The following is a 20,125-nucleotide window of genomic DNA, read 5'->3' as shown; positions in this document are numbered from 1 at the left end:
CTTCCCCATGTGAGAGTAGGTCATCGTCAAGCACCTACACAGAAACCCCGACCAGCCACGCTGGTCGGGGTTTCGTCTTTGTGGTGTTCGGAAAGTACGTTGGTAGTTTCGATGCAGAGCATCGCGGCGTTTGGCTCGCCATGACTCGAGTCGGTTTAGCTGCAGGTGCGCTGCTGGGCGCAGACTGGAGGTGGTGCAGTCGGCTAGAATCGCGCCTTTATCCAGCACGCGAAGATTCCCCATGTTCTCGGCCCGCCGTTTCGCCCTGCTCAGTCTGTTGCCCTGCCTGTCCGGCAGCCCGGCAGGGTTGGCTGCCGATTTGTTTCTGGCCAGCGAGGAACTGCCCGAGGTACTTACCGCCACGCGACTCAAGCAGTCGTCTGCGGCAGTACCGGGTAGCGTTACCGTGCTTGACCGTGCGCTGATCCAGGCCACCGGGGCGCGCGACATTCCCGAGCTGATGCGTCTGGTTCCGGGGATGATGGTCGGCTACAGCGGCTATGCAAAGGGCAACCTGGCCACGGTCAACTATCACGGCAGCCGTGCCACCGAGGCACGTCGCCTGCAGGTACTGGTCGATGGTCGCTCGGTGTACAGGCCGGGTTTGGCCACGGTGGACTGGGGTGATATCCCTTTGGCCATCGAGGACATCGAGCGTATCGAGGTGTTCCGCGGGCCGAACACGGTCAGTTACGGCGCCAACGCCCTGATGGGTGTGATCAGCATTACCACGCGTAACCCGGCCGACAGTCAGGGCTCTCGGCTGAAATACACCCGTGGTGAGCGTGGTGTAGACGACTGGTATGCCAGTCAGGGTTTTCGCGCCGGCAGCGGCGACTTCCGTCTGTCGCTCTCGGGGCAGGAAGACAACGGTTTCCATCACACCGACTGGGGAGAGAAGTACCGCGACAGCCGGCGCAGTACCCGCATGCAACTGAGTGCCAGCCATGCCGTGGGCGATAACCAGACACTGGACTGGCAACTGGCGGCCAAGGAGGGTAGCAACCAGCGTAACTATGATTTCGAGGATGAGCCGCTGGTGGAGAGCATCGTGGCGCCTGGAGATACTGACCGAGACGTCAGCGCTCGAGATTATGCCGGCTCGCTGCGCTGGAACGTCGACCTCGACCCCCGGCACAATGTGCAATTGCAGGCATATGCGCAGCGCTGGGAGCGCCGTCAAGCCTGGCGTAGTTGCGATCTGGGGCTGGCCTTCGATCCGGATGTGGCGGCCCTGTTTGCCCTCTCCCCGGACTATCTCCACCAGATATCCGGGGTCATCAGGGCTGGCGAGATTCTCGGTACCCGTTTCACCGTTTCTCCGCCCGGCACTCCGGAAGAGATGGCGCTGGGTCTCGCCATCATGAACAAGTTCTACGACGATCCGACGGCGCGCAGCGCGGTCTGCGGCGATACCGATCAGGACATCGACGAGACCCGGTATGACCTGGAGCTGCAGGATACGCTGGGTCTGACCGACAATCTGCGCCTGCTCAGCGGCATAGGTTACCGACATGACCGCAGCGAATCACGGACCTACTTCAATGGCAACCTGAGCAACGATATCTGGCGACTGTTCGGTCATCTGGAGTGGTACCTGACCGAGCACCTGGTGTTGCAGGGCGGCGCGATGTACGAGCGCGACCGGCTCAGCGGCGACTCGCTGACGCCAAGGATCGCCCTCAATTATTTGATCACTCCTCGCCATGGCCTGCGTTTCGTCTACTCGGAGGCGATTCGCTCGCCGGACATGCAGGAGAACAACGTCGACTGGCGCTATCGTCTCGACAATCTCAGCGGGTTGCCGGGGCGCGACTCGGCCTATGGATTCGCCCACGCAGTGGGGCCGGGAAATCTCGATCAGGAGATCATGCGTTCGCGCGAGATCGGCTACAACGGCCACTTCGATTTCGGCCTGAGCATCGATATCAAGGTGTTCAACGACGAGATCCACCGCATGATCAGCGAGCCGCTGGACGTCAAGGAGTTCGAGCCCAGCAATCGCCACTGGATGTGGTTCCGTGGTGCCGAAACCGAGATCGACTGGCAGGCCGGCCGGCAGGATCGCCTGCGTCTGACCTACGCCTATGTCGACTTTGCTGCCTCGCACAAGAGCGACCGCCGGCTGACCGCCCGCTACAGTGGTTCGGCAGGCTGGATGCGCGACTGGGGTTGGGGCTGGTCGAGCGGTCTGTTCTATTACGGCGCTGACCTGCTCAATGAACGCCGATTCGAGCGGCTCGACCTGCGCCTGGCCAAGCGCCTCTACCTCGGTGGCACCGAGCTGGAGCTGGCGGGTGTGTTGCAGCAGCGTCTGGACGACGAGCCGCTGACCTGGCGGGAAAACCTTTACGATGACCGTCGCCAGCTTTACTTCAGTGCCCAGGTCGAGTTCTAGCGTTCAGTTCGGCGGTGCCTGATCGACCACCATCTGCCCAGCGACCAGAAGGCGGGCATGGGCGCTGGTGGAGAGTTCCAGCAGGCACTGGAGTTCCTTCTGGAATTCCTCGACCTGATCGAGCCAGGCTCCGAACGGCTCGGCGCCGATCCGGCGCACGGTATCCACGAGTTCGCTCTTGCTCTTGGTGAGCGCCAACAGGGTTATGCGGCGACCTATGCCGATGCTGTCGCTGTTCTCGGCCGATCTGGCCTCTTCGACGGTGAACAGTGGCTCGAAGTCGATGTCGGTCAGTTGTGGAGCGTCCATGCGCATTGTCTCTCCGTCGATATGCCTGCGGCTGCCGTTGGCCAGCATGAAGGCCCGCTCTGCGTCAGCATATTTGCACGATTTCAGAACTATAGCAGTGGCCATATGACCGGCGATGGCCGGTAGCTGGGCCTGCGGCTCAATCGGATGAACGGTCGCGCTGCTAACGGAGGCGGGGCGAAGCCTGGCTCGACTGCCTCAAGTTGCGCGAATGCCGAGCATCGACAGCAGGTTGCGGATGTCGATCGGCTTGACCAGCAGGTCGTTGAAGCCGGCAGCCATGATCTCGCGGGTTTCTGCCGGCAGGGCGTGGGCGGTGTAGGCGATGATGCGCAGGTCGGCGTTGGCCGGGTCGGCGCGCAGGCGCTGGCAGACCTCGATGCCGGACATGCCGGGCATCATGACATCGAGCAGCACGCAGTCGAAGTCTCCGCTGGCGGCTGCCTGCAGGGCCTCGGGGCCGCTGGCGCACTCTACCACCTGGCAGCCGTGGCGCTCGAGCAGTACCCGTGGCAGGGTGCGGTTGAAATCGGTGTCGTCGACCAGCAGGACTTTCATGGCCTCTCCATCGTGCGCAGCGGCAGACGCAGGGTGAAGGTGCTGCCCTTGCCGGGTGCTGAGGTCAGGGTGATCTCGCCGCCCATCATGGCGGCCAGCTCGCGGGACAGCGCCAGCCCCAGGCCGGTGCCGGCATGCTGGCGGGTGACGAAGGTATCGATCTGGCGGAAGCGCTCGAAGATCGCTTCCTGCTGTTCGGCAGGGATGCCCGGGCCGCTATCCGCGACGGCAAAGCACAGGGTGTCGCCGTCGCGGCGCAGACTCAGGCGCACATACCCCTCGGTGGTGAACTTCAGTGCGTTGTGCAGCAGGTTGCTGAGGATCTGCAGCACACGCTTGCGGTCGTTGCACAGGCTGGCCGGCAGGCCCGCCGCCACTTGTTCCTCGAGGGCCAGGCCCTTGCCCTCGGCCACGCCCCGATGCATGTCGAGGGCGTCCTTGACCAGGTCGTCGAGGCGGAACTCGCTGACCTGCAGCTGCAGGCGGCCGGCCTCGATGCTGGCCTGGTCGAGGATGTCGTTGACCAGGCTGAGAAGGTGGCGACTGCTCTTGTTGATGATGCCGGCGAATTCCCGGCTGGTGGCGTCAGCCCCCATGTTCTCGAGGTATTCGGCATAGCCGATGATGCCGTTGAGCGGGGTGCGCAGCTCGTGGGACATGGAGGCAAGGAATTCGGACTTCAGGCGGTTGGCCGATTCCGCCCTGGCCTGGTTGACGCGCAGGTGGGCGGAGACGGCGCGCTGGCGTTGCAGCAGGCGGGCGCTGAGCAGGCCGAAGGCCAGGATGACCAGCGACATCAGGCCGGCGAACAGGAGGTATTCGTTGCGCCGCTGCAGGTAGTCGGCCATGGCCTCTTCGCGACCGACGCCGACCACCACGGCGAGCGGCAGGCCTTCGATCTTGCGGAAACTGAAGATTCGCTCCACGCCGTCGATCTGGCTGGCCGAGATGTAGTGGCCCTGGGTCTGCTCCTTGAGCAGCGTGAACAGCGGCGATGCGGAGATGTCGCGGCCCACGCTGGCGCTGAGATCGTCCTCGCTGCTCGAGCGGCGTGCACGCACGACGCCGTCGAAGCCGACCACGGTGATGATGCCGTCGTGCCCGAGTGCCACGTCGTTGTACAGGCTGGTGAAGTAGAAGGGGTCGATGGAGACCACGGCGACGCCGCCGAAGCTGCCGTCGGGCTTGCCGATACGCCGGGTCATCTGGATCGACCACTTGCCGCTGGCGCGACCGAGTACCGGTTTGCTGACCCACAGCTCGTCGCTGGGGTGCTCGCGGTGCACGCGGAAATGCTCGCGGTCGGACAGGTCGATCGGTGCATGGTTGGGCAGATTGGACAGGATGTAGGTGCCGCGCTCGTCGATGATGCCCAGTTGGTTGAACAGGTTGCCGATGATCAGGCCGTCGCGCACGAAGGCGGCGATGTCGATCTGCCGGCCGTTGCGCTCGTACTGGTGCTGCAGGAAGCGCAGCGACTGGTCGGCGCCGCTGATGGTGCGTGCCGCGTGTGCCTCGAAGGCGCGTGCGAGATTGAGGGTGTCGCGCTTGAGGCTCTGCACGGTCTGACTGCGCTCGGCGTCGATCTTGAAGGCCACGCCGGCCCACAGCACGGCGATCAGGGCCAGGGTCAGGCCGAGGATCAGCGCATAGGCGCGCCGGCTGTCGCTGGTACCAACCCGCGAGCCGCTGCGAGGCGGCGCCAAGGCGGCTGGCGATGGGCTGGCGATGGACTGGGTCATGTTCAGGTACCGATGTCGTCGAGAATGGCCGGCTCCGGCTGGTCGGCATAGCGTGCGGCGATTTCCCGGAAGCTCGCCTGCGCGGCGAAGAAGGCGTCGGTCACGTCCGGATCGAAATGGCTGGCCTTGCCCGCGGCGATGATCTTCACCGCTTCCTCGTGGGACATCGGCGCCTTGTACACGCGGCTGCTGATCAGGGCGTCGTAGACATCGGCGATGGCCATCAGGCGGGCGGCGACGGGGATGGCGTCACCGGCCAGGCCGCGGGGGTAGCCGCTGCCGTCCCACTTCTCGTGGTGGCTGTAGGCGATGTCCTTGGCGATGCTGAGGAAGGGGATGGGGCGGCCGGCCAGCCGCTCGGCGCGGGCGATGGCCTCGCCGCCGAGACTGGCGTGGGTCTTCATCACGTCGAACTCGCGCTGATCGAGGCGGCCGGGCTTGAGCAGGATGCTGTCGGGAATGCCGATCTTGCCGATGTCGTGCAGGGGGGCGGACTTGAACAGCAGGTCGATGTTGGCGGCGGTGAGGAAGTCGGCGAAGCGCGGGTGTTCGCGCAGGTGCAAGGCCAGGGTGCGCACGTAGTGCTGGGTGCGGCGGATGTGGTTGCCGGTCTCGTTGTCGCGGGTTTCGGCCAGCGACGCCATCATCTCGATGGTCACGTCCTGCACGGCCAGCACCTCGTGCATGCGGCGGCGCACCTCCTGCTCGAGAAACGCGCTCTTGTTGCGCAGGAAATCCGCCGACGCCTTCAGCTTGAGGTGGGTGCGCAGCCGGGCGAGCATCACCGGCGGGCTGATCGGCTTGGTGATGTAGTCCACCGCGCCCAGTTCCAGGCCGCGCTCCTCGTCGTCGATGGCGGTCCGGGCGGTGAGGAAGATCACCGGGATGTCGCGCAGACGTGGTTCGGCCTTGAGCTTGCGGCACACCTCGTAGCCGTCCATCTCCGGCATCATGATGTCGAGCAGGACGAGGTCGGGTTGCTCGACGGCCCCGGCGATGCGCAGCGCGGCCTCGCCGTTGTTGGCCACCTTGACCCGGTATTCCTGTTTCAGCAGGTTGCTGATCAGCACGAGGTTGTTGGGGTTGTCGTCTACCACCAGGATGGTCGGTTTCTTCTGGGCATCCATCGTCATGCGCTGTTCGGTTCGTGGGTGGTGGATGGCTGGAGCGGGTGCCGCGGCTGCAGGATCGCCAGGGCGGTGGCGAATTCGAAGCGGCGGATGGCGTGCTCGAGACGCGGGTAGTCGTCGGCGAGGGCGGCGCGCAGGGCGGCGGCGTGTTCGTTGAAGCAGGTCACCGCCTCGGCATCGTCTTCGTGCAGCAGAGTCTCCAGTCTCGCACGGATCGTCTCCAGTTGCTCGGGGGCGAGAGCCGGTGCTATGGCTGCAGGGGCGGCCTCGAGCGCGACTTCGAGTGCGCCGAGCAATGGCTCCAGGTGCTGTGCCAGACGCTCCAGAGCCGGGTTGACGACGCTGGCCGGAGCGTTTTCGCGCAGCAGTGCCTCCAGGGTGGCGGCGTGCTGCGCGACGACGGCGGCACCGACTGTGGCGGCTTGTCCCTTGAGGGTGTGGGCAAGGCGCTCGGCGCTTTCACGGTCGCCCTGCTCCAGCGCCACGCCGATCGCGTGCGGCGTGGCGCGTTCGCGGTTGAGCAGGCTGCGCAGCAGTTCCACATAGAGGCAGCGGTCACCCAGCACCCGCTGCAGGCCCGCGAGGGTATCGAGTCCGGCGATTTCGGGAAGCTCCGGGCTGCCGGCTGGCGGGGGAGGGGAAGCGGCAGGCGGGGGCGCCGGCTGCCGTCGATACCACTGGCCCAAGGTGGCATAGAGCTCGTCGACCGTGATCGGCTTGGCCAGGAAGCCGTTCATGCCCACCTTGAAGCAGTGCCGGCGATCCTCCGGCATGGCGCTGGCGCTGATGGCGATGATCGGCAACTGGCCGCGCGCACCGAGCTGGCGGATCGCCAGCGTGGCGCTGCCGCCATCGAGCACCGGCATCTGCATGTCCATCAGCACCAGGTCGTAGTCGTGCTCGCGTACCCGCTCCACGGCTTCCTGGCCGTTCTCGACCACTTCGACCTGCACGCCGGCATGCTCCAGCAGCTTGCGCAGCAGGCGCTGGTTGACCTCGTGGTCTTCGGCCAGCAGCACCCTGCAGCCATGCAGGTCGGGGCGTGGCTGGGGCTTCGGCTGGCGCGTGGCGATGCCGAGCGGAACGCTGAGCCAGAAGGTGCTGCCCTGGCCGTGCCGGCTTTCCACGCCGATGCTGCCGCCCATGAGCCCGGCCAGTCTGGAGGATAGGGCCAGGCCCAGGCCGGTACCGTTGTATTGCCGGGTGCTGGAGCTGTCGGCCTGATAGAAGGCGCCGAACAGCGCGGCCTGCTGCTCCTCGGTCATGCCGATGCCGGTGTCGTGGACGAAGACGTTGAGCTCGAACTGGCTGGCAGACAGCCGATGGCCGCCGAGGATCACCTCGACTTCGCCAGCGGCGGTGAACTTGATGGCGTTGTCGACGAACTGGGCGAGGATCTGGGCGATGCGCTGGGCATCGCCCTCCAGGCTGGCCGGCAGGCCGGCCGCTGCGCTGCAGGCGAAGTGCAGGCCCTTGGCGCCCGCCCGCTCGGCGAAACGCTGGGTGATCTCGTCGAGCAGCCCCTGCACGGCGAAGGCGGAATTCTGCAGCTCCAGTTCGCCGTCCTCGATCCGCGAGAAGTCGAGGATGTCGTCGACCACGGCGCGCAACTGCTCGCCGGCCTGCTGGATCTGCCGCAGGTAGTCGCCCTGCGGGCCGCTCAGTATGGTTTTTCCGCACAGGTGAGCCATGCCGATGATGGTGTTCAGCGGCGTACGCACCTCGTGGCTCATGTTGGCGAGGAAATCGGATTTCGCCCGGGCGGCCTGCTCGGCCAGCTCCCGGGCGCGCTGCATCTCGCCCTCGGCTCGCTGGCGCTCGCTGATGTCGCGCAGCACGGCGCACAGGCTTGTGCCCTGCCCGTCACGCGCCGGCAGCAGGGCCAGGGTGGCCTCGAGGGGAAACTGCGCTCCGTCGCGCCGCTGGCCGGGCAGCAGCAGGGCCGGCAGGGGCGTCTCGGCGTGCCCGCGCAGCTCGGCCAGAGCTTCCTGCAGGCCCGGGATCAGGCTGTCCAGCGGCAGGCCGAGCAGTTCTCCATGGCCGTATCCGAGCAGGCTTTCCAGCTTGAGGTTGGCCACGCGGACGATGCCCCGGTCGTCGGCCACCACGACGGCGTCGGGGGCGGACTCGATGATGCCGCGATACCAGGCCTCGGTCTGGTGCAGGCGCTCCCGGCTGGCGGCCAGTTCGCGGGACTGCGCTTCCAGCTGGGCTGCCTGGGTCCGGATGGCCAGCCCGGCCTGGCGGGACTCCTCCAGGGCCTGCGCCAGATCGGCGATCTCCGAGCCCGGCGCACCCTCGTCGAAACGCACGCCGTTGCCATCGGTGGCCAGCAGACGATGGAGCTTGGCGGTCATCGAGGTGATGGGGTCGATCAGCCGGCGCCGGTAGAACACCAGCAGGGCGCCGAGCACTGCCAGGACATTGCTGCCGAGCAGGCCCAGGGCCAGCACGTCGGCCATTCGCGCCCGGGCCGAAAGACTCTCGACGCGGCTGCGCAGGCGCGCGTCGAGCTGCTCGCGGGCCTGGTCTAGTGCGGCGCGGATGGCGGCCTTGGCCTGGCTGTATTCGCTGCCGTAGACCAGTGCGAGGGCCTCGGCGCGATTGCCCTGGGCCATGTCGGCGAAGGATTGCCGCTCGGTTTCCAGCAGGGCGTCGGAGTGGCGTTTGGCCTGGTCGATCAGGGCCAGCTCGTCGGCGGTCGCCCCCAGGCCGAGCAGCCGCTCGCGGGCCTGTTCGCGGGTGCGGAAAGTGTCGAGTTCGCGCAGGAACGCACGTCGATAGGTTTCGTCGCCGGTCACGGCATAGGTGCGTACCGCATCGGTCAACTGGTCGCTGCCGGCGGCGAAGAGATCGGTGGCGGCATGGGCTTCGAAGAGCAACCGCTGGCTGTGGTTCCGCTCCTGCACCAGGTGGGAGTGCAGCAGGGTGGTACCCAGGCTGGCAAGCGACAGGGCGGCGATCAGTGCGGTGATCAGCTTGCTGCAGGTGGCGATGCGCATGGCGGAACTCCGCGGCGGTTTCTCGGGGCATCGCGGCGGCATGCCCGCGTCGACCTGGGTGGTGTGCCGTGAACGCCGTACGAGGCGTGCAGCGGACTGTGGCGTCAGATTTAAGTTGATTCTATGTGATCTGATTCACATGGCTCAATGTTGGCTAGGCTCTGGTTATATGGATAAACCCAGCCTGGCAACGCTCACCGGGGCATTGCTATCCTGCAACGCATCTCCGGCGAATGCCTGTCGATCTGCCGGATTTACGTTGTCTTCGGAGACGGTTTTCCGACGCCGGGTGCGACCAAGGTGTCGCGTCACTGTCCTTTGGGCGAGGCATTTGCTAAGGTCCGCGCTGAATTTCTGGCCCTGTGATAAGCCGATCTGGTGCTATCGAGGTATTGCGTGATCAACGTGCTCGTTGTGGATGACCATGATCTGGTGCGCACCGGCATTCGCCGTATGCTCGCCGACGTGACCGGGATAACCGTGGTCGGCGAAGCCGACTGCGGCGAGGAGGCCCTGCTGCGCGTGCGCGAGTTGCGCCCCGATGTGGTACTGATGGATGTGAAGATGCCCGGTATCGGCGGCATGGAGGCGACGCGCAAGATCATTCGCAGCCATCCGTCGGTCAAGGTGATCGCCGTCACCGCCTGTGACGAGGAACCGTTTCCCTCGCGCCTGCTGCAGGCCGGTGTGGCCGGCTACCTGACCAAGGGGGCAGCCCTGGAGGAGATGATCAAGGCGATCCGCCAGGTATTCGCCGGGCATCGCTACATCAGTGCCGACATCGCCCAGCAGCTGGCGCTCAAGCCCTTCCAGGCCCAGCGAGAGATTTCGCCGTTCGAGATGCTGTCCGAGCGCGAGATGCAGATCGCGCTGATGATCGCCGAGTGCCAGAAGGTACAGACCATCTCCGACAAGCTGTGCCTGTCGCCGAAGACGGTGAACACCTACCGCTACCGCATCTTCGAGAAGCTCGAGATCACCAGCGACGTCGAACTGGCCATCCTGGCGGTACGCCACGGCATGGTCGACGTCACCACCTGAAATGGCCGAGGTCTTCGACAGCGCTGGCTTCCTCGCTGCCTGCAGCAGCCATCCCGGCGTGTACCGCATGTACGACGCCGAAGGCCGCCTGCTCTATGTCGGCAAGGCCAACAACCTCAGGAAGCGTCTGTCCAGCTACTTCCGCAAGAGTGGCCTGGCGCCGAAGACCGCCGCGCTGGTGGCGCGCATCGCGCAGATCGACACCACCATCACCGCCAACGAGACCGAAGCGCTGCTCCTCGAGCAGACGCTGATCAAGGAGTGGCGGCCGCCCTACAACATCCTGCTGCGTGACGACAAGTCCTATCCCTACGTGTTCCTCTCCAGCGAGGACGAGTATCCGCGCCTGGGCATCCATCGCGGCGCGAGGAAGCACAAGGGGCGCTACTTCGGCCCCTATCCCAGCTCCCTGGCGATCCGCGAGAGTCTCAACCTGCTGCAGAAGACCTTCCTGGTGCGCCAGTGCGAGGACAGCTACTTCAGGAACCGCACCCGGCCCTGCCTGCAGTACCAGATCAAGCGCTGCAAGGGCCCCTGCGTCGGTCTGGTCAGCCCCGAGGAATATGCCGAGGACGTGCGCCATTCGGCGATGTTCCTCGAGGGGCGCAGCAACCAGCTCGCCGACGAGCTGAGCGCGGCGATGGAGAAGGCCGCCGGCGAGCTGGACTTCGAGCGCGCCGCCGAGCTGCGCGACCAGATCGCCCTGCTGCGCCGGGTGCAGGACCAGCAGAGCATGGAGGGCGGCAGCGGCGACGTCGACGTGGTCGCCGCGGTGGTCAGCCCCGGCGGCGCCTGCGTCAACCTGATCAGCGTACGCGGCGGGCGGGTGCTGGGCAGCAAGAACTTCTTCCCGCAGGTGGCCATCGAGGAGGAAGCGGCCGGCGTCCTGGCGGCCTTCCTCGCCCAGTACTACCTGGGCGCCGCCGAGCGCGACCTGCCCGGCGAGCTGATCGTCAACTGCGTGCACGAGGACTTTCCGGCGCTGGCGGCGGCCATCGCCGCGGTGCGTGGCCGTGCGCCGGCCATCAGCCACCGGGTGCGCGGCACCCGCGCGCGCTGGCAGCAGCTGGCGCTGACCAACGCCGAGCAGGCGCTGGCCGCGCGCCTGGCCAACCGCCAGCACGTCGCCGCGCGGCTGGAGGCCCTCGGCGAGGCGCTGGGCCTGGACGAGCCGCCGCAGCGCCTGGAGTGCTTCGACATCAGCCACTCCAGCGGCGAGGCGACCGTGGCCTCCTGCGTGGTGTTCGGCCCCGAGGGGCCGCTGAAGTCCGACTACCGGCGCTTCAACATCGAGGGCGTGACCGCCGGCGACGACTACGCCGCCATGCACCAAGCGCTGACCCGGCGCTTCCGCCGTCTGAAGGACGGCGAGGGCAAGATCCCCGACATCCTGCTGGTCGACGGCGGCAAGGGCCAGCTCAACATGGCTCGCGAGGTGCTGCAGGAGCTGGCGGTGGTCGACCTCATCCTGCTCGGCGTGGCCAAGGGCGAAACCCGCAAGCCGGGGCTGGAAACCCTCTACCTCAACGATGCCGAGCACGAATTCACCTTGCCGGGCAACTCGCCGGCGCTGCATCTGATCCAGCAGATCCGTGACGAGGCGCACCGCTTCGCCATCACCGGCCACCGCGCCCGGCGTGGCAAGGCGCGACGCACCTCGAGCCTCGAGGAGGTGCCAGGCGTCGGTCCCAAGCGCCGCCGCGATCTGCTCAAGCATTTCGGCGGCCTGCAGGAGCTGTCGCGGGCCAGCGCCGAGGAAATCGCCAAGGCCCCGGGGATCAGCAAAAAGCTCGCCGAGTTGATTTATGCGGCCCTGCACAGCGAGTAGAATGCTGCAACCCCTTGAATGTTAAGCGTGCCGATGAATATCCCGAATATCTTGACCATCCTGCGCGTACTGCTCATCCCGGTATTCATCGCGCTGTTCTACATGCCCTTCAGCTGGAGCTACTGGGCGGCCAGCGGCGTGTTCGCCCTGGCCAGCCTGACCGACTGGCTGGATGGCTATCTGGCGCGCCGCCTGGGGCAGAGCACGCCGTTCGGAGCCTTCCTCGATCCGGTGGCGGACAAGCTGATGGTGGCGGTCGCGCTGGTGCTGCTGGTGGAGGAGCACGCCAACCTGTGGCTGACCCTGCCGGCGGCGGTCATCATCGGCCGCGAGATCGTGGTTTCCGCCCTGCGCGAATGGATGGCCGAGCTGGGAGCGCGTGCCCGGGTGGCCGTTTCCAATCTCGGCAAGTGGAAGACTGCCGCGCAGATGGCCTCGCTGATCATCCTGCTCGGCAACCCGCCGCGCCTGGATTTCTGGGTCGGCCTGGGTTATGCCCTGCTGATGATCGCTGGAGTGCTGACCCTGTGGTCCATGGTGCACTATCTGCGCGCCGCCTGGCCGCATCTCAGCAATGGTGCAAATGGAAAATAACTTTTTTGAATCAAAGGGTTGACAGTGGTTCGGGTTCGTATAGAATGGCGCCCGTCACCACGACGCAGGAACAAATCGACCGGTAGAACGTGACCTTGAAAGAGGTCGGATCGAGGGTTCGATAAGAGTTTCCAGCTCGAAGTTTTACTGATGGGTATCAAGTTCGATGTCCATTTGAGGCCGGGTGGCAGAGTGGTCATGCAGCGGATTGCAAATCCGTGTACGCCGGTTCGATTCCGACCTCGGCCTCCACTATAAGAAGCCCCGTAGATCAAGCATCTACGGGGCTTTTTACTTTGCGCCCGAAACGCCAAAACAGCCAAAGTTTTGGGACGCGTTCCAGAACTTTCGCTATTTCGACGGCTTGGCGATGGCGCCGACGCGGCGATAGACCCGCTCGGTAATGCCCTCGGTCGAGTGCCCGAGCAGCACGCTCGCATCCGACAGATCGCGAATTTCACTGGCCGCCTTCGGCCGGATGTCCCTGAACTGGAACTGCCTGATCCGCACTGCCAGCTTCTAGGGCATCGCCCAGGAGCTGGGCAAGATCGCCAGCGAGGCCGCCCGCCTCGACGAGGCCGATGCCCAGGCCAAGGCGGACGCCATCAAGGCGAAGATCGAGGGGCTGTTGCAGTACGCCGACGCACTCAAGCGGATCGATGTTGGATTCGAGGCGAATGCGGAGTCGGAGGCCCAGCTCAAGCAGCGCGTGCTGCAGTTGGCCCTGGACCTGTCGAAGTACATGGTGATCCGCCCGACCATCGCATCGCCGGAGGCCGACAAGAACCTCAAGGCCGCGGACGACCTGCTCAGTACCGCGAGCACCCCCGGTTTCGCCTCCGGCGGCTACACCGGCCCCGGGGGCAAGTGGCAGCCGGCCGGCGTCGTCCATGCCGGCGAGCACGTCCAGCCGCAGGAAGTGGTGCGCGAGCCAGGCGCCCTGGCGTTCCTCGAGCGCATCCGCCGCAACGGCTACCAGGCCACCATGCAGCAGCTGTCGCGCACCCTGCGCGGCTACGCCAGCGGCGGCCCGGTGGTCCCGGTTTCCCGAGCGCTGCCGAGCATCCCGAGCCCTAGTCCGGAGCTGGCGGCCGCGGCAGCCGGCCCGAGCTTCCCGGATCTCGGGCGGGTCGAGTTCGTGAGCGGCGGCGACAGCGTCACTCTGTACGGCGATCAGCAGGCTGCTCTCGACCTGCGCCGCCTGGCGATGAAGTTTGCGCGGACAAAGCGCTGATCCAGCCCGCTCAGGCGGGCTTCTTCTTTCTGCGTGGCGGTCCTGCGTGCACTTTTCAGCAAAGGGCGAGCCGGCTTGAGCTGAACATGGGGGATGCCACTGGGATAAGGGGCCTCATCCCCGCAGTGTCCGGTATCCCGCCGAGCCTTTGAACAGGCTTTTAGCTGAAACTAGTCGTTACTTCGCCCGGCTGTCGCAGGATTTTTTCTGGCTCTTCTATATTTCCGTGTTCGCGTGTGCCTGTTCCAGGAGTTGGTTAATTTTGCGCCGCAATTCTCTCCGAAAAGTTCACCTTGGCGGCTCTGTAGCAGGCTTGTTACGATAATGGCGCAATTCAATTAGAGGGCTCTTGAAGGCTCCTGGCTTGCGTGTTGGTCGGCGTAGTCTTTGTCGTGCGTGTATCATGAAAATCCCATTCCAGAGGGTTTCTGGTGTTTTCTCATGCCTCCTCGAAATTGCTGTCGACGGCCATTGCGCGTCATTTAATTAAATTAATCGGGGGATTTTCTGGTATGGAATGGTTCGGTCGACAAAAAACCGGCATAAAACTTATTTGCGGATTTTTGATGGTTTCTTTGTTCGGTGCACTAATAGGTTTGCAGGGGATACTGAAAGCGGCGCAGATGAGCGATCTGGCCACGACCATGTATCGACAAGAAACCGTCGGCATTCGCCATGCCGCGGTGACCCAGATCCAGTTCCTGGCGGCAACCCGGGCGCTGCGCAACGCCATGCTGGCGTCCTCACCGGTGGAGCACGAACTGGCGAAGGTCGATCTGCGCGAGCGTCTCCAACTGGCGTATGCCGAACTGGCCGAGGCGAAGAAGGCGTTCGTGACCCCGCAAGGTCAGCTCGATGCGGATGAGGCCCGCAAGGCCCTGGTGGAATACGAGCAGGTCGCTGCCGAAGTCGTTCGTCGCCTGGAGACAGACGATCCGGACAGCAAGCGCAACGCCATCGACTACGCCTTCAGCGAGGGTCGACCGGCGGTCGCGCATGCCGACGAGCTGTTGGGGCGTCTGATCGAGAGGAAGATGGCGAACGCAGCTCGCATCGCCAAGGAAACCGAGGAGATCTATGCCAGCAACCGTCTGCTGCTGGTCATCCTCACCATCTTGGGAATGCTAGGCAGCATCCTGATCGGCGTATTCCTGACCCGCAGCCTGACTCGCCAGCTCGGCGGCGAGCCGAGCGAGGTCGCCGCGATGGCGACCCGTATTGCCGCTGGTGACCTGAGCGTCCGCATCGATACCTCGAAGGCGGCCTCTGGCAGCGTGGTGCAGGCCATGGGGCGGATGCAGGAATCGCTGACCCGTGTGGTCGGTGCCGTGCGTGCGAGCAGCGACAGTATCGCTACCGGTTCGGCGCAGATCGCCAGCGGTAACATCGACCTGTCGTCGCGGACCGAGCAGCAGGCAGCCTCCCTGGAGGAGACCGCGGCGAGCATGGAGGAGCTGACCTCTACGGTGAGGCAGAACGCCGATAATGCCCGTCAGGCCAGCACCTTGGCCTGCGATGCGTCGAGCACTGCCGATCTGGGGCGCGCTGTCGTGCTCCAGGTGGTCGACACCATGCAGGGCATCAACGAGAGTTCGCAGCGCATTTCCAGCATCATCAACGTGATCGACTCGATTGCCTTCCAGACCAACATCCTGGCGCTGAACGCTTCCGTGGAAGCGGCGCGTGCCGGCGAGCAGGGCCGCGGTTTCGCAGTGGTGGCCAGCGAGGTGCGCAGTCTTGCCAGTCGCAGTGCCGATGCGGCGCACGAGATCAGGGGGCTGATCGGCGAGTCTACCCGCCGCGTGGAGGATGGGGCGCTGCTGGTCGAGCGAGCGGGCAAGACCATGGCCGACGTGGTCGCCGCCGCACGGCGAGTCACCGACATCATCGACGAGATATCCGCTGCTTCTCAGGAGCAGAGCGATGGGATCGCCCAGGTCAACTCGGCGGTAGCGCAGATGGACCAGGTGACCCAGCAGAACGCGGCTTTGGTGCAGGAAGCCTCTGCTGCTTCGGCGTCGCTGGCCGAGCAGGCGCAGAAGCTGCAGGAAGCGGTCGCCGTGTTTCGCCTGGGTGAGGCTGCCACTGCCTTCGTTCCGTTCCAGCGCGCAGCCGTTGTGCCGGTAGCCAACTCGCAATTTGAGCGGGAGAAACAGCCGGCGGCCGGGGGCGACTGGGAAGCCTTCTGAGCCGGCAGGCAGCGGCTACTGTTCGTGGCGCCGCCAAAAGGCCCGTTCAATACACCTTCAAGCTCATATCTAAGCGCTGTTTGGGTGATGCCCATCAGGCGGCCGCTCCAATTGAGCCGGCGCAGCGCGAGCAATACCAGATCAGGGCCGCCTGTGATCTGGCTCGCCGAGCAGCCGGGGGTATCGGCAATGAAGGCTGCGACTGCGCGGATCATCTCGTCCGCCAGTTGATTTCCCCTAGGAACCTCCTTGGTTCGCTGCGTGGTGTAGGAGCCGAGCAGCGTATCGGGGAGGGCCTGCCTTTCGGAGCACCCCATGACCCGCCCTCGAATCACCCTCGGCGGCGTGCCGATCGTGCTGCATGCCGGCGCGCCGACCGAGAGCCTCGAGCCCATCGGCGGCGCGACCGTCCTGCGCATGAGCGACGGCGCCGCGCTCGCCTGGTGGGGCCTCGCCCCGCGCATCGATCTCCAGTCCGATCGCGCCGATCGGGCGGAGCAGATGGCCACCGATCGCCAGCAGTTGATCGACCTGCAGGCCGGCGTGCTCGCCGAGCAGCAGCGGCAGATCGGCGCCGTCACCGACCTCGAGCAGCAGCTGCGGCAGCTCGGGCTGACCGTCATCCGTAACGCACAGGCGCAGAGCCGCGCCATCGAGGAGCTGAAACGCCATGACCGGGAAACTGCCGACTACCTGCGTGCTGCTGTGCCTGCTGCTCTCGGCCGCCTGTACCAGCGCCCCGAAACCACCGACCCCGCCGCCTACCGTGGCCCCGATCCGCTGCCCGCTGACCCCGTGCCGCCTGCCGGCGCGGTCGCCGCTGGTGGCCAATGACGACTGGAGGAGGGCGGTCGACGAGATCGAGGGCGAGCTGATCGGCTGTGCCGGGCAGGTGCTGGACTGTATCGAGCGGCAGGCCGTTGCGCGCGAGTAGTGCGGGAGCCGGTCGTTCGATCATTCTTTTTGAGGCGTGACCTTGCACACGCTTTGCGGTGTGACGCTGCAGTAGTTTCAGCGGCCGGGTGCACGAAGGCACCCGCCAGGACTCTGCCGATAGCAGCCAGCAAAGGGACGTGCTCATGAATGATCGTATCTATATAGAACATACTTTCACCGGCGAAGCCATTGCCGAACTCAGACCACAAGAGCTGGTTCTGCGCGCCGAAATTTCCAGGGCCGCGGGGCTGACCGCCGGACTGGAATACGAGTTTGACTACAACAACGCGGCTCGTGTCGTGGTGTCCGTGGTGCTTGGGGAGATCCCCTATGCCGGCCAACTGCTGAGCGCCCTGGTAGACATCTTCTGGCCCGATGAGAAGCAGGATGTGTGGGGCGAAATTGCCGACCGCGTGGAAGCCCTGATCGACAAGAAGATCTTCGCCGAGGTCATGCAGGATGTGCGAGACGCCCTCACCGGACTGCACAACGTCTCGGACGACTACGCCTATGCGGCCAAGAACTTCCCGAAGGACAAGGCCTACGTCTCCGAGAAGTTCAACGTCGCCAACGGACACTTCCTGCATGACCTGCCGCGCTTCCAGTCGAGTGGCTACGAGGTGCTGTTGCTGCCCCTGTTCGCCCAGTTCGCGAACCTCCACCTCGCCCTGCTGCGCGACGGCGCCGCATTCGGCCGTGACTGGGGTTGGAGCGACGAGCTCGTCGCCGATACCCGCAAGAAGCTCACCGAAAGCATCGACAGCTACAGCGACTATGTCACCAAGACATTCGAAGCCGGTTATGAAAGCGTGAAGAAGACGGCGCCGGAAGATAAGCGCCGCATGGAGCCGTTCAACACGGTGAATCGCTACCTGCGTGAAATGACCATCACGGTCAAGGACTTCCAGGCGCAGTGGAAATACTTCGACATCTCTCGTTATCCGGAGCCGGTCAAGGTCTATCTGGATCGCGAGGTGTACTCCGATGCCGTGGGCACTTGCTACGACTCCCCGTTCTATATCCCGAGCCGCCCGACAGGCCGGATCAGGAATGTAACGGTATGGGGTTGGGACCGAATCGATGCCGTCAAGGTCGATTATCCGGAAGGCGGTGGCCCGGATGGAGTGACCAGCACCGGGCGCATGGGCAACGCCGGAGGCGGAAGCGACCAACGCCCGCATGGTGGCAGCTTCGACCTCAGCAGCAATCCAATCGTCGGCGTCCAGGTGATGAGTGGGGATATCGTCAATGCCATGTCGTTCCAGTTCGCAGATGGCGCGGACACGGGCATGATGGGGGGCAACTACCGGGGCGGGCAGAAGTCCACCTTCAGCTACGCCGCACAGATCCTGTCCAGCATCAGGGTCATGGGCGTCAGCCGGTTCTACGGCAGCGCCGACTGCGCCGTTTTCGGGTTCAAGTTCGACGAGCGCGCTACCAAGTCCCAGGATCTCTACGCTCGCCTGTATAGAACCAGCCCCCGCGACATCACGCCGGAAGAGCTGATCGAACAGTTCAACGTCGAACCCGAGCATGCACAGACCATTCGCGAGGCTGCCGAGCGAGAGCAGTGGGGCGAGCAGCGTGCACGCTACTGGGCGCGGAAGAAGGAACGGCTGAACAGAGCCGACTGACTGTCCCCGTGTGAGCGAAAGCGCCTCTGCCATCACGGCAGAGGCGCTTTTTTGTGCGCGCCGTCATGGCGGCTCGCGCTTCAGCTGTGGGGCCTGATCAACTCGGCCCCCTCGCTCTTCACGTTCCCCACCTCACGCCCCACCGCATACCACTCGAACGCCTCCACCGGCAGCCCGAGATGCAGGATCTCCTCCGCCTCTTGCGGCGACACCGCCGGATCGAGCCACGCCCGGGCCTCGTCCGGCCCCAGCACCAGCGGCCGCCGGTCATGGATCTCGGCCATCCCGCCGTAGCTCGGCATGGTGATCGTCGCGAAGCCGTCGCCCTCCTGAAGCTCCCGGCCATGCCGGGGCAGGTGGCCGACGGCCGGGAAGAACAGCGGCGCGCCGCTGCGCTGGCGGAAGTAGAACGGCTGCTTGTGCTTCGGATCGGCCGGGTCCGACTGCCACTCGTACCAGCCATCCGCCGGCACAATCGCGCGTCCCGCCTTCCACGCCTCCCGCCAGAAAGCCCCCGTCGCCACCTTCTCCACCCGCGCGTTGAACGCCGGCGGGCGAGGGCCCTTCGCCCAGGGCGGCGCGTAGCCCCACGGCACCGGCTCCAGCCGCAGCCCTTCCTCCTCCTGATGCATCAGCAGCACCCGCGTGCGCGGCGCCACGTTGAAGCGGCCGACCGGCTCCGGGTCGAAGCCGCCTACCACCGGCAGCTCGATCTGCAGCGCCTCCAGATACTCGACTGCAGTCAGGGACTGCACGAATCGTCCGCACATGGCCACCTCCATCCGCTCGCCTGCACCCAGCCTAGACCCGCAGAAAGACCAACGATCTACCGTTGGGCAGCGCCCTTGGCTGACAGCCTGGCGATCCGCACGGCAGATGGATCGGGACGTGCGGTGCTTGCTGGATATACGGCAGCGCCGTATCCTTGTGCCATGCACACTGTCATCGAAACCGAAATCTTCAAGCGATACGCCGAGTCGATCTGGGAAGACGGTGAGCGGGAAGCCTTCATCGTCTGGCTGGCGGCCAACCCGCTGGCCGGTGATGTGATCCCCGGTAGCGGAGGGCTGCGCAAAGTGCGCTGGTCCCGCTCCGGCATGGGCAAGCGCGGTGGCACCCGTGTCATCTACTACAACACCCTTCCGGAAGGGCACATCTGGTTGCTGATCGCCTACACCAAGGCCAAGTTCGACAACCTGCCCACTGCCTTCCTGAAGCAACTGAAAGAGGCCATCAGCGATGGATAAAGAACTCGAGCAATTCCAGGCGGACCTGCTCAAATCCGTTCGCCAAATGAAGGCCGGCCAGGCCGCGCGCACCACCGAGGTCAAACTCACCCCGGCTGCCGAAGCGCGCGCCAAAGTCGGCCTGTCGCAGAACGCCTTCGCCGATCTGCTCGGCGTAAGCCTGCGCACGGTGCAGGACTGGGAGCAGGGCCGTCGGCAACCCACCGGCGCTGCGCAAACCCTCCTGCGCGTAGCCGCCCAGCACCCCGAGGCGCTGCGCGACCTCCACGCCTGACCCCAAACG

At 65.2% G+C, this 20,125-nt stretch carries 15 protein-coding genes, 1 tRNA gene and 4 pseudogenes; 13 read left to right on the top strand and 7 right to left on the bottom strand.

Going from position 1 to position 20,125, the window contains the following annotated elements; genetic code table 11:
- The first annotated feature begins 241 nt into the window (after window positions 1–241).
- On the top strand, window positions 242–2,398 hold the full coding sequence (locus E5198_RS02105) for a TonB-dependent siderophore receptor (protein ID WP_136488355.1): 2,157 nt from the start codon (window positions 242–244) through the stop codon (window positions 2,396–2,398).
- Window positions 2,399–2,401: 3 nt separating this feature from the next.
- Here E5198_RS02105 and E5198_RS02100 read toward each other — a convergent pair whose 3' ends face one another.
- The 5 genes from E5198_RS02100 to E5198_RS02080 form a co-directional block, all read right to left on the bottom strand.
- A complete protein-coding gene (locus E5198_RS02100; protein ID WP_136488354.1) occupies window positions 2,402–2,755 on the bottom strand; it encodes a hypothetical protein in 354 nt (117 codons plus the stop codon).
- A 150-nt stretch (window positions 2,756–2,905) separates the two neighbouring features.
- Entirely contained in the window at window positions 2,906–3,265 is a 360-nt protein-coding gene (locus E5198_RS02095) for a response regulator (protein WP_136488353.1), read from the bottom strand.
- A complete protein-coding gene (locus E5198_RS02090) occupies window positions 3,262–5,007 on the bottom strand; it encodes a hybrid sensor histidine kinase/response regulator (protein ID WP_136488352.1) in 1,746 nt (581 codons plus the stop codon). The genes E5198_RS02095 and E5198_RS02090 overlap by 4 nt, the downstream gene beginning before the upstream one ends.
- Window positions 5,008–5,009: 2 nt before the next feature.
- Entirely contained in the window at window positions 5,010–6,140 is a 1,131-nt protein-coding gene (locus E5198_RS02085) for a two-component system response regulator (protein WP_372239857.1), read from the bottom strand.
- Window positions 6,137–9,139 (bottom strand): response regulator, encoded by a 3,003-nt coding sequence (locus tag E5198_RS02080; protein ID WP_168772457.1) that lies wholly within the window; start codon window positions 9,137–9,139, stop codon window positions 6,137–6,139. The genes E5198_RS02085 and E5198_RS02080 overlap by 4 nt, the downstream gene beginning before the upstream one ends.
- Window positions 9,140–9,535: 396 nt before the next feature.
- Between E5198_RS02080 and uvrY the strand changes: the two genes are divergently transcribed.
- From uvrY to E5198_RS02060, 4 genes are all read left to right on the top strand, one after another.
- Complete coding sequence (gene uvrY / locus E5198_RS02075; RefSeq protein ID WP_136488350.1) at window positions 9,536–10,180, top strand: UvrY/SirA/GacA family response regulator transcription factor; 645 nt, start codon at window positions 9,536–9,538, stop codon at window positions 10,178–10,180.
- Window position 10,181: 1 nt separating this feature from the next.
- On the top strand, window positions 10,182–12,008 hold the full coding sequence (uvrC, locus tag E5198_RS02070; RefSeq protein WP_136488349.1) for an excinuclease ABC subunit UvrC: 1,827 nt from the start codon (window positions 10,182–10,184) through the stop codon (window positions 12,006–12,008).
- Between the two features lie 33 nt (window positions 12,009–12,041).
- The gene (pgsA, locus tag E5198_RS02065; RefSeq protein WP_136488348.1) at window positions 12,042–12,602 is read left to right on the top strand and encodes a CDP-diacylglycerol--glycerol-3-phosphate 3-phosphatidyltransferase; all 561 of its coding nucleotides are present in this window, start codon (window positions 12,042–12,044) and stop codon (window positions 12,600–12,602) included.
- Window positions 12,603–12,780: 178 nt separating this feature from the next.
- Window positions 12,781–12,854 (top strand) — tRNA-Cys (locus E5198_RS02060).
- Between the two features lie 99 nt (window positions 12,855–12,953).
- Here E5198_RS02060 and E5198_RS02055 read toward each other — a convergent pair.
- Window positions 12,954–13,118 (bottom strand): annotated as a pseudogene (locus tag E5198_RS02055) (integrase); the annotation flags it as partial.
- A gap of 112 nt (window positions 13,119–13,230) precedes the next feature.
- On the opposite strand from E5198_RS02055, the gene E5198_RS02050 reads away from it, so the two are divergent.
- The 6 genes and pseudogenes from E5198_RS02050 (at window position 13,231) to E5198_RS02035 (ending at window position 18,595) form a co-directional block, all read left to right on the top strand.
- A complete protein-coding gene (locus E5198_RS02050) occupies window positions 13,231–13,836 on the top strand; it encodes a hypothetical protein (protein WP_136488347.1) in 606 nt (201 codons plus the stop codon).
- A 512-nt stretch (window positions 13,837–14,348) separates the two neighbouring features.
- Window positions 14,349–14,903, top strand: a pseudogene (locus tag E5198_RS22300) (MCP four helix bundle domain-containing protein); the annotation flags it as partial.
- 372 nt (window positions 14,904–15,275) lie between these two features.
- Window positions 15,276–16,025, top strand: a pseudogene (locus E5198_RS22295) (methyl-accepting chemotaxis protein); the annotation flags it as partial.
- Between the two features lie 315 nt (window positions 16,026–16,340).
- A complete protein-coding gene (locus E5198_RS21885; RefSeq protein ID WP_136488345.1) occupies window positions 16,341–16,859 on the top strand; it encodes a hypothetical protein in 519 nt (172 codons plus the stop codon).
- A pseudogene (locus E5198_RS21800) lies at window positions 16,780–16,959 on the top strand (hypothetical protein); the annotation flags it as partial. The gene E5198_RS21885 and the pseudogene E5198_RS21800, both read left to right, overlap by 80 nt.
- A gap of 145 nt (window positions 16,960–17,104) precedes the next feature.
- Complete coding sequence (locus tag E5198_RS02035; RefSeq protein ID WP_136488344.1) at window positions 17,105–18,595, top strand: insecticidal delta-endotoxin Cry8Ea1 family protein; 1,491 nt, start codon at window positions 17,105–17,107, stop codon at window positions 18,593–18,595.
- An 80-nt stretch (window positions 18,596–18,675) separates the two neighbouring features.
- Here the strand turns inward: E5198_RS02035 and E5198_RS02030 are convergent, their stop codons facing one another.
- Window positions 18,676–19,365: an SOS response-associated peptidase family protein gene (locus E5198_RS02030; RefSeq protein WP_136488343.1), complete on the bottom strand. Its 690-nt coding sequence runs from the start codon at window positions 19,363–19,365 to the stop codon at window positions 18,676–18,678.
- A 162-nt stretch (window positions 19,366–19,527) separates the two neighbouring features.
- On the opposite strand from E5198_RS02030, the gene E5198_RS02025 reads away from it, so the two are divergent.
- The gene (locus E5198_RS02025) at window positions 19,528–19,842 is read left to right on the top strand and encodes a transcriptional regulator (RefSeq protein ID WP_136488361.1); all 315 of its coding nucleotides are present in this window, start codon (window positions 19,528–19,530) and stop codon (window positions 19,840–19,842) included.
- A complete protein-coding gene (locus tag E5198_RS02020; RefSeq protein ID WP_136488342.1) occupies window positions 19,835–20,116 on the top strand; it encodes a DNA-binding transcriptional regulator in 282 nt (93 codons plus the stop codon). The genes E5198_RS02025 and E5198_RS02020 overlap by 8 nt, the downstream gene beginning before the upstream one ends.
- Window positions 20,117–20,125: the final 9 nt, after the last annotated feature.

Origin of the sequence: Pseudomonas sp. A-1 (assembly GCF_004801855.1) — a bacterium.
Lineage (GTDB): Bacteria > Pseudomonadota > Gammaproteobacteria > Pseudomonadales > Pseudomonadaceae > Geopseudomonas.
The sequence above is the reverse complement of the archived record's forward strand: the minus strand, read 5'-3'. Positions and strand labels throughout refer to the sequence as shown.

Excerpts from the sequence above, each read along its gene's own strand:
- E5198_RS02095 (WP_136488353.1), bottom strand. The coding sequence starts at position 3,265 with ATGAAAGTCCTGCTGGTCGACGACACCGATTTCAACCGCACCCTGCCA.
- E5198_RS02030 (WP_136488343.1), bottom strand. The coding sequence starts at position 19,365 with ATGTGCGGACGATTCGTGCAGTCCCTGACTGCAGTCGAGTATCTGGAG.
- E5198_RS02100 (WP_136488354.1), bottom strand. The coding sequence starts at position 2,755 with ATGCTGGCCAACGGCAGCCGCAGGCATATCGACGGAGAGACAATGCGC.
- E5198_RS02080 (WP_168772457.1), bottom strand. The coding sequence starts at position 9,139 with ATGCGCATCGCCACCTGCAGCAAGCTGATCACCGCACTGATCGCCGCC.
- pgsA (WP_136488348.1), top strand. The coding sequence starts at position 12,042 with ATGAATATCCCGAATATCTTGACCATCCTGCGCGTACTGCTCATCCCG.
- uvrC (WP_136488349.1), top strand. The coding sequence starts at position 10,182 with ATGGCCGAGGTCTTCGACAGCGCTGGCTTCCTCGCTGCCTGCAGCAGC.
- E5198_RS02035 (WP_136488344.1), top strand. The coding sequence starts at position 17,105 with ATGAATGATCGTATCTATATAGAACATACTTTCACCGGCGAAGCCATT.
- E5198_RS21885 (WP_136488345.1), top strand. The coding sequence starts at position 16,341 with ATGACCCGCCCTCGAATCACCCTCGGCGGCGTGCCGATCGTGCTGCAT.
- E5198_RS02020 (WP_136488342.1), top strand. The coding sequence starts at position 19,835 with ATGGATAAAGAACTCGAGCAATTCCAGGCGGACCTGCTCAAATCCGTT.
- E5198_RS02090 (WP_136488352.1), bottom strand. The coding sequence starts at position 5,007 with ATGACCCAGTCCATCGCCAGCCCATCGCCAGCCGCCTTGGCGCCGCCT.
- E5198_RS02105 (WP_136488355.1), top strand. The coding sequence starts at position 242 with ATGTTCTCGGCCCGCCGTTTCGCCCTGCTCAGTCTGTTGCCCTGCCTG.
- E5198_RS02085 (WP_372239857.1), bottom strand. The coding sequence starts at position 6,140 with ATGACGATGGATGCCCAGAAGAAACCGACCATCCTGGTGGTAGACGAC.
- E5198_RS02025 (WP_136488361.1), top strand. The coding sequence starts at position 19,528 with ATGCACACTGTCATCGAAACCGAAATCTTCAAGCGATACGCCGAGTCG.